This window comes from Vibrio sp. CUB2, assembly GCF_001557945.1.
In the GTDB taxonomy this organism is placed as follows: Bacteria; Pseudomonadota; Gammaproteobacteria; order Enterobacterales; family Vibrionaceae; genus Vibrio; species Vibrio owensii.
In genome coordinates this window covers 89,610-104,295 of sequence record NZ_LNRB01000018.1, presented here as the reverse complement: position 1 = coordinate 104,295, position 14,686 = coordinate 89,610, and the positions used below count along the sequence as shown (strand labels likewise).

12 protein-coding genes are annotated in these 14,686 nt (G+C 47.0%); 4 read left to right on the top strand and 8 right to left on the bottom strand.

Annotated elements, in window-relative coordinates:
- The first annotated feature begins 22 nt into the window (after window positions 1–22).
- From ATB78_RS23010 to crp, 4 genes are all read left to right on the top strand, one after another.
- On the top strand, window positions 23–1,030 hold the full coding sequence (locus ATB78_RS23010) for a hydrolase (protein ID WP_039985039.1): 1,008 nt from the start codon (window positions 23–25) through the stop codon (window positions 1,028–1,030).
- 65 nt (window positions 1,031–1,095) lie between these two features.
- Complete coding sequence (locus tag ATB78_RS23005) at window positions 1,096–1,308, top strand: YheU family protein (RefSeq protein ID WP_005432763.1); 213 nt, start codon at window positions 1,096–1,098, stop codon at window positions 1,306–1,308.
- Between the two features lie 124 nt (window positions 1,309–1,432).
- Entirely contained in the window at window positions 1,433–2,302 is an 870-nt protein-coding gene (locus tag ATB78_RS23000) for a phosphoribulokinase (RefSeq protein WP_005438358.1), read from the top strand.
- 239 nt (window positions 2,303–2,541) lie between these two features.
- Window positions 2,542–3,174, top strand: a complete 633-nt coding sequence (crp, locus tag ATB78_RS22995; protein WP_005381432.1) for a cAMP-activated global transcriptional regulator CRP — start codon at window positions 2,542–2,544, stop codon at window positions 3,172–3,174.
- 225 nt (window positions 3,175–3,399) lie between these two features.
- Here the strand turns inward: crp and ATB78_RS22990 are convergent, their stop codons facing one another.
- From ATB78_RS22990 to ATB78_RS22955, 8 genes are all read right to left on the bottom strand, one after another.
- Window positions 3,400–4,191, bottom strand: a complete 792-nt coding sequence (locus tag ATB78_RS22990; RefSeq protein WP_038892627.1) for a DUF1338 domain-containing protein — start codon at window positions 4,189–4,191, stop codon at window positions 3,400–3,402.
- A 264-nt stretch (window positions 4,192–4,455) separates the two neighbouring features.
- The gene (astD, locus tag ATB78_RS22985; protein ID WP_061010687.1) at window positions 4,456–5,913 is read right to left on the bottom strand and encodes a succinylglutamate-semialdehyde dehydrogenase; all 1,458 of its coding nucleotides are present in this window, start codon (window positions 5,911–5,913) and stop codon (window positions 4,456–4,458) included.
- A gap of 28 nt (window positions 5,914–5,941) precedes the next feature.
- On the bottom strand, window positions 5,942–6,961 hold the full coding sequence (gene astA, locus ATB78_RS22980) for an arginine N-succinyltransferase (protein ID WP_005438349.1): 1,020 nt from the start codon (window positions 6,959–6,961) through the stop codon (window positions 5,942–5,944).
- A 107-nt stretch (window positions 6,962–7,068) separates the two neighbouring features.
- On the bottom strand, window positions 7,069–8,280 hold the full coding sequence (locus ATB78_RS22975; RefSeq protein WP_005438347.1) for an aspartate aminotransferase family protein: 1,212 nt from the start codon (window positions 8,278–8,280) through the stop codon (window positions 7,069–7,071).
- A gap of 361 nt (window positions 8,281–8,641) precedes the next feature.
- Window positions 8,642–9,229: an aminodeoxychorismate/anthranilate synthase component II gene (locus ATB78_RS22970; RefSeq protein WP_039840860.1), complete on the bottom strand. Its 588-nt coding sequence runs from the start codon at window positions 9,227–9,229 to the stop codon at window positions 8,642–8,644.
- Between the two features lie 189 nt (window positions 9,230–9,418).
- Window positions 9,419–12,367: an ExeM/NucH family extracellular endonuclease gene (locus ATB78_RS22965; RefSeq protein WP_061010685.1), complete on the bottom strand. Its 2,949-nt coding sequence runs from the start codon at window positions 12,365–12,367 to the stop codon at window positions 9,419–9,421.
- Window positions 12,368–12,833: 466 nt separating this feature from the next.
- On the bottom strand, window positions 12,834–13,871 hold the full coding sequence (trpS, locus tag ATB78_RS22960) for a tryptophan--tRNA ligase (protein WP_005432761.1): 1,038 nt from the start codon (window positions 13,869–13,871) through the stop codon (window positions 12,834–12,836).
- A gap of 116 nt (window positions 13,872–13,987) precedes the next feature.
- Window positions 13,988–14,674 carry a phosphoglycolate phosphatase gene (locus tag ATB78_RS22955; protein WP_061010683.1) on the bottom strand — a complete coding sequence of 229 codons (687 nt, stop codon included), beginning with the start codon at window positions 14,672–14,674 and terminating at the stop codon, window positions 13,988–13,990.
- Between the last annotated feature and the right edge of the window lie 12 nt (window positions 14,675–14,686).

Below are 14,686 nucleotides of genomic sequence, written 5' to 3'. Positions count from 1 at the left end.
GACCATATAAGAGCAGTTAGGTATGACACAATTTTTCGCAGCCGCCGGGATTAAGAACCCGCATCTTCAGACGCTATTACCGCGCTTTATCCGCAAAAAAGCGTTGTTTACGCCTATTTGGCAAACACTCGATACACCAGATGGTGACTTCCTCGATTTGGCATGGTCACAACAGCCAGATTCCGAAGCAGCACGCAACAAACCTATCTTCGTTCTATTCCATGGCTTGGAAGGTTGCTTCTATAGCCCGTATGCGAACGGTTTGATGAACGCCTTCTCTAAATCGGGTTGGCTGTCGGTCATGATGCACTTTCGTGGTTGCAGCGGTAAACCAAACAAGAAAGCCCGCGCTTATCATTCTGGCGAAGTGACCGATGCTCGCTTCTTTCTTCAGCAGCTCAATCAGCAGTTTCCCAATAACCCAAAAGTCGCGGTAGGCATTTCTCTCGGTGGGAACATGTTGGCGAACTACTTAGCTGAGTACAAAGATGATCCAATCTTGAGCGCAGCAACCATTGTGTCTGCACCACTGGATTTGGCTGCGTGTGCTAACCGTATTGAGCAAGGCTTCTCCAAGGTCTACAAGCGCTACCTACTCTCTTCGCTCAAACGCAATGCACTGCAGAAACACGACTTAATCCAAGGTGAACTCGCCTTGTCGTATAACTCAATCAAACGCGTGACGCGCTTATACGAATTCGACGATCTGATCACTGCCCCTTTGCATGGTTTTAAAGACGCGCAAGATTATTACGATCAGTGTTCTGGCTTAAGCAAGCTGCAACAGATCACCTTACCAACCCTGATCATCCACGCTAAAGACGATCCGTTTATGACCGAAGAGGTGATCCCAAAATTCGTGTTGCCAGACAACATCGATTACCGACTTTATGAACATGGTGGTCACGTTGGCTTCCTGACAGGCACCGCATTAAAACCTAAATTCTGGTTGGAAGAAGCCTTGCCTTCATATTACGAAAGTATCGCTGCTGACTACCTTTCTGCTGTATCCGTACCGCGAACACAGTAAACTACTGGGCGTGCCAGACATAAGGCTTCTGCACGCACTAAACATCATAAAAGTTTGAGGTATTTATGATCATTCCATGGCAAGACATTGCGCCAGAGACATTAGAAAACCTGATCCGAGAATTCGTGCTACGTGAAGGCACCGACTACGGCTCAGTCGAAGTTTCACTGCAAAGTAAAATCGATCAGGTCAAATCCCAATTAGAGAAAGGCGAAGCGGTCATCGTATTTTCTGAGCTTCATGAAACGGTTGATATCCAACTAAAAGCAAAGTTTTAGACCCTTCACATTTTACCGTATCCCACTCGATGACAAGGGCTTGTTACGTGCTATAGTGGGTTATCGACCGTGCAGCATACGTGTGCTGCACTTTACAGGTAAGTAATTTTCGACAAGGTTTGTCATGTCAGCGAAACACCCAATCATTGCGGTTACTGGTTCGTCCGGTGCCGGCACAACCACCACTTCTGAAGCCTTCCGTAAGATGTTCAATATGATGAACGTCAAACCAGCGTGGGTTGAAGGTGACAGCTTCCACCGCTTTACACGTCCAGAGATGGATGTCGAAATCCGCAAAGCACGTGAGCAAGGCAAACACATCAGCTACTTTGGTCCTCAAGCCAATGACTTTCCGGGCCTAGAAGAGTTCTTCCGTAAGTTTGGTGAAGATGGCACTGGCAGCGTGCGCCGCTATCTGCACACTTTTGATGAAGCCGTTCCATACAACCAAATGCCGGGCACCTTTACGCCTTGGCAAGATCTGCCAGAAAACAGCGATGTACTGTTCTATGAAGGTTTACACGGTGGCGTGGTAGATGGTGATGTCAATGTGGCGCGTCACGTCGATTTTCTGATTGGCATGGTGCCTATTGTGAACTTGGAGTGGATTCAAAAGTTCGTTCGTGACACACGCGATCGTGGTCACTCAAGAGAAGCGGTGATGGATTCGATCGTGCGCTCTATGGACGATTACCTAAACTACATTACCCCGCAATTTTCTCGCACACATATCAACTTCCAGCGCGTACCGACCGTCGATACGTCTAACCCACTTAACGCCAAAGGCATCCCAAGTTTGGATGAGAGTTTTGTGGTGATCCGCCTACGCGGTATCAAGAATGTCGACTTCCCGTATTTGTTGGCGATGATTGATGGCTCATTCATGTCTCGCCATAACACCATTGTGGTTCCTGGCGGCAAGATGAGCTTTGCAATGGAGCTCATAGTAAGGCCGATTCTGCAACAACTCATCGAAACAGGGAAAATTGGCTAAAAACCTCCCTACTGGAGTGTTTACTTTTCATACCGTGATCATGTGCACAGTTTTGCTTACAAAATCTCAATCATGGCACGATTAAAATCAAGAAATCGTTTTCGAAAAAGGATACTATTTCTAACCGAAACACAAGAGAGCTTGCAGCATATAAAAAGTGCTCTTATTCTAGTAGGCCAATTCAGGCTTAGCTAAAATATGGATAGCGCAAGCGTACCCTGCAGAGGAAGTGAGATATTATGGTTCTAGGTAAACCTCAAACCGACCCAACATTAGAGTGGTTTCTTTCACACTGTCATATTCATAAGTACCCATCAAAAAGCACGCTAATTCACGCGGGCGAAAAAGCAGAGACTTTGTACTACATCGTTAAAGGTTCTGTTGCGGTTCTTATCAAAGACGAAGAAGGTAAGGAAATGATCCTTTCTTACCTAAACCAGGGCGACTTCATTGGTGAACTTGGTCTATTCGAAGAAGACCAAGAGCGTACAGCTTGGGTTCGCGCTAAATCTCCTTGTGAAGTGGCTGAGATTTCTTTCAAGAAATTCCGTCAACTTATCCAAGTTAACCCAGACATCCTAATGCGCCTTTCTGCGCAGATGGCTCGTCGTCTACAAGTTACTAGCCAAAAAGTGGGTGACCTAGCGTTCCTAGACGTAACTGGTCGTATCGCTCAGACTCTTCTGAACCTTGCTAAACAGCCAGATGCGATGACGCACCCAGACGGCATGCAAATCAAGATCACTCGCCAAGAAATCGGTCAAATCGTTGGCTGTTCTCGTGAGACAGTAGGTCGTATCTTGAAGATGCTAGAAGAGCAGAACCTAATTTCTGCGCACGGTAAAACTATCGTTGTTTACGGGACTCGTTAATCTCGATTAACGTTTAAAAAATTTAAAAGCCACCAAATGCAAGTTTGGTGGCTTTTTCTTTTTTGGAGTCGGGAACGGAAAGCAAAGAATCGAGAGTCGAGAACACTGCGTTCCGAGAGCGGACTTCGTCCTACGAGATAAAGCCCTCTCAGATTTCGAGTTTTCAACTCTCTCGAAGCAAAGCGTTCCCGCATCTCCAGTGCGTAGCACGTTCTCGATTCTTCTTTAACCGTTAGTACTCTCGAAGATCTTATCTGCCGATGCAGCCACAAATCCTGGGTACAACTCACCGTTATCCATTGGGTAGCGCTTAGCAAACTCGTAGAAGCCTCCAGGAATCACCTCAACGCCTTCAGTAAAGGTCACTGGCACTTTGTCTGCCATAGTCGATGATTGCTCTAGTAACACCTCTGGCGTGCCTTTTACTTCACCGCCATTCTCGTTGATGGTGAACCCTACTGTACGTAGGTGGTCGTTCACTTGCTTTACTTCTTCATGCTGGTTGAGTTGATTCACACTCACTGTGAAGTGGTTCGCTCCGTAACCGTGCGCAGCAAGCCAAGAAGCGTATTCACTCTCTTTCGCCAAAGTTTGGAAGTCAGCATAACTAAGGTCCCACAAACGTCCGCCGTACAAGAAGTCACTGCCTGTCAGTTTAGAAGCATCAACCTGCTCTACCAGTTTATGAACAATGGCTTGTAGCTCTGGTGAGCACTCATCCACTTTCAATTCACTGATGAAGACTTTTGGTTGTTTCGGATCTGGGTGCTCAAAATGTTTTGCCACCAGCTTTTTGCTTTCAAATACGTAGTCACCACAGGCTTTGTAACCCACCGCTAGGAATGGCTTCGCTAACGTTTCAATGCCTAGGGGAGCGACATTAAACGTACGTAGCGCAATATGGTCATTAATCAGAGGCTCATCTTCTTGAAGAAGTTGATGGACTTTAGCAGCGGAAGGGCAAAGACGTTGAATGTAGTCTTGCCATAGCGATTCAAATAACACATCGGGCGTCATAACGACTCCTTGTTATGAAATGTAGAGTTAGGGGTAAGAGGAAGTTGACCGCTCGTTCACAGCCCTAAAGCTGTCCAGAATCACGAACGAGCGGCCATCAACCTGTGACGGTATGTGTGGCATAAGTGCCAGTCAGTCAACACGCTCTGGAGAGTCTTAAGCTCGCCTTTGGCGTTTGCCAGCGCGCTTACCAGAATCCTAACTTGGTAAATAGCTCCGGCAGAGAGAAGCGGCGATACTTTGTCACCGCTTCGTATTTCTCTATTACAGGCTTACACCCGGGCTCAATGTGGCAGGCAAGACCGTCTCTTGTCCTTCCATTGATGCCATTGGGTACGCACAGTAGTCTGCTGCGTAGTAAGCGCTTGGACGTAGGTTACCCGACGCACCCGGACCACCAAATGGTGCATCACCGCTTGCACCTGTTAACTGACGGTTACGGTTCACGATGCCAGCACGAATGTGGTCAACGAAGTATTCCCACTCTTGATCGTCGGTTGAAACCAGACCTGCAGAAAGACCAAAGCGCGTATCGTTCGCCAGTTCTACCGCTTTCTCTAGCCCTTCGTAGCGCACCACTTGCAGAAGTGGACCGAAGTACTCTTCATCTGGCAACTCAGCAATGTTCGTCACATCGATGATGCCTGGAGAAACAAACGCCGCTTCGCCCGCTTTCGCTTCGATCAAGCTTTCACCACCCAGTGCTTGCAAGTTCGCTTGAGCATCGAGGATGAACTTAGCTGCCGCTACCGAAATTTGCGGTCCCATGAAAGGCGCAGGCTCTGCAAATGGTTGGTCTACGCGAATATTGAGTGTCGCTTCCACCAGCTTAGTAATGACGGCATCACCCTTGTCGCCAAACGGAATGTATAGACGACGAGCACAGGTACAGCGTTGTCCTGCACTGATGAAAGCAGATTGGATAATGGTGTAAACCGTTGCGTCTAGGTCGCCATAGTTATCCGAGATAACCATCGGGTTGTTGCCACCCATTTCAAGCGCCAGCATTTTGCCCGGCTGACCAGCAAACTGACGATGGAGAACATGACCTGTGTTTGCACTCCCGGTGAACAGCACGCCATCAATGCCTTTCGCATCCGCTAGCGCAATACCAGTTGCTTTCGCGCCTTGGACTAGGTTAATCACACCTTTTGGTAGACCGACCTCTTCCCACAGCTTCATAGCGAGTTCACCTGTCCATGGCGTTTGCTCAGACGGTTTGAAGACTACGGTGTTACCTGCCAGTAGTGCTGGCACGATGTGACCATTTGGCAAGTGACCTGGGAAGTTATAAGGACCAAACACCGCCATCACACCCAATGGGCGATGACGCAATACAATTTGGTTGCCTGCAGCTTCACGTGTCGCTTCACCCGTACGGTCGTGGTAAGCACGAATAGAAATCGCGATTTTACCCGCCATCGCTGCCGCTTCGGTGCGTGTTTCCCAGATTGGCTTGCCCGTTTCTTTGGCAATTACTTCGGCGATTTTTTCGCTGTTCTCTTTTACTTTCTCGGCAAAAGCCAGCACGATCGCTTCACGCTCTGCAAATGGGCGCTTCTTCCAATCAACAAACGCTTCACGCGCCGCAGATACCGCTTGGTTAACCTGCTCTGCTGTTGCGCCGTTACCTTGCCAGATCACTTCTTGGTTGTAAGGCGACAGAGACGTAAATGCTTCACCCTGACCTTGTACCCATTCACCTGCAATCCAATGTGTCATTGTTTCTATCCTTAAATTCTGTCGTCAGTTACTGCGGAAGAAGGCGAACAAAATCCCCTTCCTCAACCAAGAGTGCATCCGCCAATTCTGGTGCAAGCACTACGCTTTGCGTTTCTGCGTCATACGCTGCTTTTGCTGCGGCGGCACGGAAGTTCTCGAATGACGAGTTACACATCAAGAAGTCTTGTGTGCTGGTGTGCTCCGAGATTTTGACTTGCGCGCGGAATGAGTGGCGTACCGATTCGATATTTCGTAGGTCACATTCTACTGTTGGGCCACCATCGAAAATGTCGACGTATCCACGGTTGGTAAAACCTTCACGCTCAAGCAGTTTCAATGCTGGACGCGTGTTGTCGTGCACTTTACCAATCACAGCTTGTGCTTCTGGGCTCAGTAGGTTGATGTAGATTGGCAACTTCGGCATCAGGTCGGCGATAAAGCCTTTCTTACCGATACCAGTTAGGTAATCCGCAAGCGTAAAATCGATAGAGAAGAAATGCTCTTGAAGCCACTGCCAGAATGGCGAGTTACCGTTCTCGTCTGATACACCACGCATTTCAGCAAAGATGGTTTCCGAGAAACGCTCTGGGTGCTCTGCCATCATTAAGAAACGACACTTGGACATCAGACGTCCGTTCAAGCCACCACGAAATTTCTCACGTAGGAACAAGGTACAGATTTCGCTGTTACCCGTGTAGTTGTTACCAAACGTCAGCAGCTTAACCACGTTGTTTACGCCAAGCTTTGGTGACGAGTGCACCACTTTACTGATGTGGTAAGAATAAAAAGGCACATCCCAGCCAATCGAAGCTTCAATACCTGTGGTACCTGCCACCTCACCAGTTTCAGATTCAAAACCCACCATTAGGTAGCCTTCATCACCGGCTTCCTTCACGTCAGGTTTGCCAAAACTGTATTCTGAGTGTTTGATTCGATTGGTTAACAGTTCTTCGTTAACCGGTAGAGATGTAAATCCATGACCTGACTCAACCGCACAGGTGTGCAGCGCGTCATAATCCGACATTGCGATAGGGCGAACTACTAGCATCAATACTCCCTCCAGATGCAAGAAGATCCTAACTATATTGTAGGAACAATACCCCCATCAGAGATCCTTGATGGGGGTTCTAAGTTGACGATAAGCTGAGATCGCGCTTAAACCAGCGTTGCGATCGCTTTATCTAGCTTCGCCAAACCTTCTTCAATTTCTTGTTGTGTGATAACGAGTGATGGTGTGAAACGTACGACATTGGCACCCGCAACCAATACCATGAGACCTTGTTTACCTGCAGCAACCAGTACGTCACGCGCACGACCTTGCCACTCTTCATTAAGTGCAGCACCAAGCAGTAGACCTTTACCGCGCACTTCAGAGAAGATGTTGTATTTCGCGTTAATCTTCTCCAGACCTTCACGGAACATCGCTTCACGTTCTAATACGCCAGCCAGTACTTCTGGTTTTGTCACTTCTTCAACAACCGCTTCTGCAACCGCACACGCTAGCGGGTTACCGCCGTAAGTTGAACCGTGCGTGCCCACTTTCATGTGCTCAGCCAGTTTTGCCGTCGTTAGCATCGCACCGATAGGGAAACCGCCACCCAGTGATTTCGCTGTGCTTAGAATGTCTGGCGTGATGCCCAGGCCTTGGTATGCATAGAAGTGGCCTGTACGACCGTTACCAGTTTGCACTTCATCAAAGATCAGCAGTGCGTTGTGCTTATCACACAGCTCGCGAACCGCTTGAGCAAACTCAGGTGTTGGTGGAATGATGCCGCCCTCACCTTGCAGAGGCTCCATCATTACCGCACAAGTGCGATCAGACATGTGGGCTTGTAGTGCTTCGATATCGTTGTAAGGAAGGTGTGTCACATCGCCCGGCTTAGGACCGAAACCGTCTGAGTAAGCCGCTTGACCACCAACCGTTACCGTGAAGAAAGTACGACCGTGGAAACCTTGTTTGAATGCGATGATTTCAGATTTCTCTGTACCATGAACGTCTGCTGCGTAACGACGTGCTAGCTTTAGTGCCGCTTCGTTTGCTTCTGCGCCAGAGTTAGCAAAGAACACGCGCTCAGCAAAGCTGACTTCTGTTAGCTTCTTCGCCAATCGCAGTGCTGGCTCGTTAGTCATAACATTACTTAGGTGCCAAAGCTTGTTACCTTGCTCAGTCAATGCGTTCACCATAACTGGGTGACAATGACCAAGACAGCTCACCGCAATACCACCAGCAAAGTCGATGTATTCATTTCCGTTCTGATCCCAAATGCGTGAACCTTCACCTTTTACAGGGATCATTTCCATCGGGTTATAGCAAGGTACCATTACCTCATCGAATAAACCGCGCTCTACTTTGTTTTCCGTTGTCATTGCACATTCCTTCTTGATACCGCATGCCTAGCAGATAAGCGAATTTAACCGGCACTCTTTGCCAGCAAATAATGTTTTGCATTTAAGCTATTGCGGCATTGTATTTACATTTAATTAACCATTTCAATAGTGATTTATTCTTTTCGCTTTGGAGCGCAACCACCCATACTCACTATCTATGATTATTTATGCACTAAGAAACGCAAATAGAGAAGCGATTTTTTATAAAAGTTATGTATGACAAGGGTTAGAAAGAAAGGAGAAAAATGAATAGCCGCCACCAAATAGACGGAACGCATAGTTTTGCATTCCCATTCTTAGGCGAAAAACATGAAGAATTTGTTAAGAAAGGTGATCGCGATCAGATCGCTTTGCGCGCAAGAAAGTTTGCAAGCAGCTCGTGACCTTGTTCTGTCTTAATCGACTCAGGATGAAACTGTACTGCGTCAATTGGCAGGGTTTTATGCTGATAACCCATGATTTCATCCATAGATCCGTCAGGCAGTTCAGTCCAAGCAGTCAATTCAAACACATCAGGTAATGTGCCGTTTTTCACCACCAGAGAGTGGTAGCGGGTTACCGTCAGTGGGTTATTAAGATTTTTAAACACACTGCGACCGTTGTGACGAATTGGTGAGGTCTTACCGTGCATCACTTGTCGAGCACGTACCACTTCCCCTCCAAACACCTGCGCAATCGCCTGATGGCCAAGGCAAACGCCCAAGATAGGTAACTTACCAGCAAAGTGTTCAATGGCTTGTAGAGAGATACCCGCTTCGTTAGGGGTACATGGCCCTGGAGAGATCACCAAATGAGTTGGGTTGAGCGCCTCAATACCTTGGATGTCGATTTCATCGTTACGCACCACCTTTACGTCTGCACCAAGCTCGCAGAAGTATTGGTAAAGGTTGTAGGTAAAAGAGTCGTAGTTATCGATGATCAACAACATAAAGGGTCGGTTGCTCCAATCCGTTTTGGCAATGCTTACGTAGTGAATCGCCACGTTCGTGACAATCAAGGGCGGTATTTTGCTATACCAAGCAAGAAAGGCAAGTTTTTGCTGAATAAAAAGGCCAGCATAGGCTGGCCTTTGGTCTTTACAGCTATTTAGGAACTGTTTGTCAGGAAATAAATTCGTTTAGCGGCGACGGCGGAATAAGCCTAGACCTAGCAGCGCAATTAGCGCGCCAAAGCCAAATGAACCACCATCATCATCGTCTGATGGGTTAGTGCTCGACGGCTCTAGCGTAACATCGCGAGAATCACTGAACTTAACGGTGTTACCGGTAGAGTCTGTCACTTTCTCTTCTAGAACGTACTGGCCTTCCGTTGGTGCTTTGTCGAACTCCACACTCACGCTACGAGCATCAATGTCCGTTTGTGTCAGAGTTGCACTCGCTTCGTAACCATCAGCATCAGACGTTGACGACGCCGCTTGAGTTGCCTCCGTTAGGCTTACTGTCACGATATCACCGACAACTGCGTTTGGTGGCAGACGAACTTCCACTGCTAGGTTTTCACCTGAGCTTGGTAGATCGATGTCTGTATCTGGGAAATCAATCGCGATGATCACAGGATCGTGGTCAGACGCCGAGAACGCATCTTTGTACTTCGGCATATCACCTGTGTACTTGCTGCTGTATTCGAACAAGTTACTTTCTAGTGAGTTGATGTGCCAATCTTCAATCGCCACCACTTTTTGTGCCAAGCTGTTGCTCGCCAACGCGTGGTCTAGGTTACCTAGCTCACCAGAGTAGGTGTATGAGAAGGTGTCTGCGCCGTGAAGTACCGTGTTCAGGTTATGGTAACCGTAGCCTTTTTCAATTTTGGTCTTCTCCACTTGAAGTTCACCACCACCTATGGTTGTGTAAGCTGCTGTGTAAATGTCACGGCCGTATTTCTCTTTCGAGTAATCAGTCAGTGTAAGCAGAGGGTCTTCCATGCCATACGCATTTAGGTCACCCATTACTAGCACGTCACCTTCAATGCCTTTCAGAGCATCACCCACAACGTTGGCTGCAGAAACACGGAAGTTGTTACAGTTGCCTTGCAGATCCGCTGGCTCAGAGTCTTCTACGCCCGCAATCCACTCTTCAATACATTCAGAACCTTTCGATTTGAAGTGGTTAACAACAACAGACAGATCTTTACCTGTCTCTTTCACCGTGAAGGTTTGTAGCAAGCTATGACGTTGGTATTTGTCGTAAGCTGGGTTGCCTTCCGCATCGTCACCACGCGTAATAGTGTTTTCTTCGATGTGCTGCTCTGGCGTCACAATCACTTTCGCCGCTTCTTTTGGCGTCACTTCGTTTGCACGGTATAGGATCGCTACCATGATCGCATCGCTACCAAAGTATTCGTCTTGGTATTTGTCTTGATCCGCGATTTCAACGTAAGTGTAATGATCTTCTGCATCTTCGATTTCAGCATTCAATGCGTCAACCAAGTTCTTCACTGCACTGCTGTCACCAAAGCCGTTGTTCTCGACTTCCATCAAACCAATGATGTCAGCGTCCATCTTGTTCATCGCCGCAACGATTTTCGCTTGTTGGATCAGGAACTCGTCTAGGTTAGTCGCACCGCGGTTTTGTCCGGTTGGGTTTTCATGACCACTGTCAGCCACAGAGTTGAAGTAGTTCAGGACATTGAAGCTGGCGATACGCAAATCTGAATCCGCAATTGCTGGAGCATCTTTACGAGCCACGTCGAAGTCTTCACCTGAAGTCACGAAGTTGGTGTTATCGACTTCATTGGTCGCAATCAGGCGGTATTCATTGTAGCTGTAAGCCACCACGCCCTGCAGACCTTCTACTCGCGAACCAAGGCGAATGTGCTGCTCAGAAGAGCCATCTTGGTCTGCATCTTTCGCAAAATCTGGGTAGTAAGGGATTTGGCCGTTTGGTGCTTTGCCATCAGATTCTAGGTATACGCGGTTCGCTGCGTTGTCTTTTGCTAGCTCAACGGCAGCGTCACTCTCTGCTGCGTGCAATTGAGTCGGCTTAAACAATGGCGCTTCATGAGACAACATCATGTTGTTACGACGTGAATCGTAGTCGTAAGAGAAGTTGCGAGTTACAAACAGGTCACTTGCCGAGGTCAGTTCAACTTGCATGCCTTCATGACGCTCTAGCGCATCACGTAGTGTCTCACCTTCTTTGATAACAAGATCGGTAACTCGAGGAATATCCGATGTGCCAGTTTTCACATAGCTGTTAGCATCAGAAGCTAGCTGAGTATTGCTGTAGTACTCTTGAACTTTACCTTTAACACAAACAACGTCACCAGCTTTTAGCTCCGTGTCTGCCGCATCGGTATGAATGAACAAACCTTCTGAGGTCTTGTCGTTGTTATCACTTTCTAGTGCTTGTAGGTAGAAACCTTTGGTTAGGCCAGTGGTAACAGCAGTCACGACACCAGTTACGAAATGATCTTCGTCAGTAATGTATGGGTAACCATCAATGAATGGAGACGTATCGCCTTCACCTTGAATATCTTGGATGGTAGTGAAGTTAGGTTGCTGACCGTCTACTTCACAAGCGAATGGTGCTGGTGGCTCAGTCGCATTTAGCTCACCAAGGCCGTCAATGTTGTCTTTCTCAAATACCGTCCACTGAGATGCATCATAAGTAGCAGAAGGGGTTAGTGCATCACTGTTACGAACTAATGTGGTGTCTTTACCAAAATCTACGTCACCCATCACACCGATGATGTCGTGTACTTCACCATCTTTAAGCAGTGCGATCGGGTCATCACCGTTAAAGTTCGCGACGCTTTTATCTGTAATATCCGCGATAGCTTTGATGGCATCGCTCGCGTCACCATGCGCCAGTACATACACTTGGTTCGCTTGTAGCGTCACTTGGCTAAGATCGAGTGTGCTACCCCAAGTACCGCTACCGTTTGATGATTTCGCTAGCTCGTAACCGGTTAGCGTTACCGCTGCATCGCCTGTATTCGCGATCTCTACTGCTTTGTTGTATGAACCACCTTCTACATACTGAGAGATGATAATTTCTGCATTAGCGTTAGCACTAAGCGCGCTAGCAATCGTCAGTGCCAGTAAAGAGGGTTTGATTAACGTATCCATTGTCGTACCTGATATTTATTTAAATGCAAACTAAGCCCTAAGCAGAGCCCACCATTTGCGCCTACTATCAGGTTTATTTATGAAATAAATAAGAAAGACCAGTAAAAGCCGTGAAATAAATCACATGTGGATACGTAAAATTATGCCAGGGCTGTTCATTTAAACAGTTTTTGTAACAAATACAGTAACTAAACCAATAAAGGACTAGAATTAGACTTATTACTCAGTTTTATATTTCTCAACATGTTATGTGAATATCTGGCTATTTATTTTGAATTCACTTGATTCTAGTAACCCAAACCAAATATTAATCAATGCTAATTTAGAATAACAAAACTTATTATTTCCTTCCTTTTTACCGTGTGAATCAAAATAAGCTTTCTGGTTATTTAAGCTCGTAGATCTCTAGGCATAAAAAAAGCTCCACCGATGGTGGAGCTCTTAAATTCTGAATGCTTTTTAGCAACTATGGGCGAGCAACAAAACCTACTGCTTCGTACGCTTTCTTCAACGTTTCAGCCGCACGTGCCGATGCTTTCTCAGCGCCTTGCTTCATCACTTCGTTCATGTAAGCGCGGTCAGCACGAATGCGGTGGTATTCAGCTTGAATAGGCTCAAGCATAGTAACTAGAGCTTCACCAACGTCTTTCTTGAATGGACCGTACATTTCAACGCCTTGGTATTTCGCTTCAATCTCTTCAAAGCTCATACCTGTTGCCGCAGAGTACAGACCCATTAGGTTAGAGATACCTGCCTTGTTGTCCCAATCGTGAGCGATACGCGGTGGCGTTTCTGTGTCAGTTTGCGCTTTGTTGATCTTCTTAATGATCGACTTAGGCTCTTCCAATAGCGTGATAACGTTCTTACGGTTGTCATCAGATTTTGACATCTTCTTGGTTGCGTCTTGAAGACTCATTACACGCGCGTTTACCGTCGGAATGTAAGGCTCTGGAACTTGGAAGATTGGCTGCTCTGGTGAGTAGATGTTGTTAAAGCGGTTAGCAATATCACGCGCTAGCTCTAGGTGTTGCTTCTGGTCGCTACCTACAGGCACTTGGTGCGCACCGTACAGCAGGATGTCTGCCGCCATCAGTACTGGGTAGTCAAACAGACCCACGTTTACATCACCAAACTGGCTTGAGCTGTCGTTTGAGTAACGTGCAGATTTGTCTTTAAACTGCGTCATACGACCCAGCTCACCCATTTGGGTGTAACAGTTAAGAAGCCAACCAAGTTGAGCATGCTCTGGTACGTGTGACTGAACAAATAGCGTGCTCTTCTTCGGGTCAACACCAACTGCCAGACAGATCGCCAGTGCGTCTAGAGTCGCTTCATGCAGCGCTTTAGGGTCCTGACGAACCGTAATCGCGTGAAGGTCTACCACACAGTATTGGCAATCATAATCGTCTTGCATCTGCTGCCATTGACGTAGAGCACCCAAGTAGTTACCGATACTTAGTTCACCTGAAGGTTGAACACCACTCAATACAATGGGTTTGCTCATTAGAATGATTCCTTTGACTTCTTAATCTAATTAAATGAAAAAAACCGTGCAGTAATAGGTGCACGGTTTACTCAGTGTACTCATTAACGAGTATTTTGGAAGCTCTTTTGTAGCCGTTATGCAGAAACCGCTACAACGTCCAATAATTCTGCCAAACTGTCAGCGACGAAATCTGGATTTGATACAGAAATAGGTTCACCGTGGTTATAACCATATGTCAGACCAAATGAGGCGCAACCTGCGTTCTTCGCTGCAAGAATGTCGTTTTTCGAGTCGCCAACCATCAGCATTTCACTAGGTTGAATTTGGTGTTTTTCCATCAACCAGTTCAGTGCTACTGGGTTTGGTTTTTTCTCTGGGAATGCATCACCGCCAAGAACATCAACGAAGTATTTTGCGATGTCGTGCTTTTCCAAAACGTCAGGCACAAACTTTGAAGGTTTGTTGGTCACCAACGCCATAACAAAGCCCGCTTTATGCAGCTCTGCTAGTGTCTCTTTTACCGTTGGGTAAAGGTGACTTAGCTTGTGACCGCTTTGCTCGTAGTAATCATCAAACAGTACACGCGCTTTTGCACGAAGCTCTTCGCTCAACTCTGAGTTGATCGTCAGGCTTTGGCTTAGTGAGCGTCCAATCAGTACGTCTGCGCCGTTACCAACATAGTCACGAACTTGTTCTTCTGAAACAGATGGAAAGCCAAGTGCTTGAACGGCTTGGTCTGCCGCAACCGCTAAATCCGGCACGCTATCAAGCAAAGTACCGTCTAGGTCAAAGGCAATGAATTTAATGTCTTGTTGAGTCATAACTTCCCTGAA

What these genes read in the sequence shown, in the direction of transcription:
- ATB78_RS23010 (WP_039985039.1), top strand. Translation starts at nt 23, where the DNA reads ATGACACAATTTTTCGCAGCCGCCGGGATTAAGAACCCGCATCTTCAG.
- ATB78_RS23005 (WP_005432763.1), top strand. Translation starts at nt 1,096, where the DNA reads ATGATCATTCCATGGCAAGACATTGCGCCAGAGACATTAGAAAACCTG.
- ATB78_RS23000 (WP_005438358.1), top strand. Translation starts at nt 1,433, where the DNA reads ATGTCAGCGAAACACCCAATCATTGCGGTTACTGGTTCGTCCGGTGCC.
- crp (WP_005381432.1), top strand. Translation starts at nt 2,542, where the DNA reads ATGGTTCTAGGTAAACCTCAAACCGACCCAACATTAGAGTGGTTTCTT.
- ATB78_RS22990 (WP_038892627.1), bottom strand. Translation starts at nt 4,191, where the DNA reads ATGACGCCCGATGTGTTATTTGAATCGCTATGGCAAGACTACATTCAA.
- astD (WP_061010687.1), bottom strand. Translation starts at nt 5,913, where the DNA reads ATGACACATTGGATTGCAGGTGAATGGGTACAAGGTCAGGGTGAAGCA.
- astA (WP_005438349.1), bottom strand. Translation starts at nt 6,961, where the DNA reads ATGCTAGTAGTTCGCCCTATCGCAATGTCGGATTATGACGCGCTGCAC.
- ATB78_RS22975 (WP_005438347.1), bottom strand. Translation starts at nt 8,280, where the DNA reads ATGACAACGGAAAACAAAGTAGAGCGCGGTTTATTCGATGAGGTAATG.
- ATB78_RS22970 (WP_039840860.1), bottom strand. Translation starts at nt 9,229, where the DNA reads ATGTTGTTGATCATCGATAACTACGACTCTTTTACCTACAACCTTTAC.
- ATB78_RS22965 (WP_061010685.1), bottom strand. Translation starts at nt 12,367, where the DNA reads ATGGATACGTTAATCAAACCCTCTTTACTGGCACTGACGATTGCTAGC.
- trpS (WP_005432761.1), bottom strand. Translation starts at nt 13,871, where the DNA reads ATGAGCAAACCCATTGTATTGAGTGGTGTTCAACCTTCAGGTGAACTA.
- ATB78_RS22955 (WP_061010683.1), bottom strand. Translation starts at nt 14,674, where the DNA reads ATGACTCAACAAGACATTAAATTCATTGCCTTTGACCTAGACGGTACT.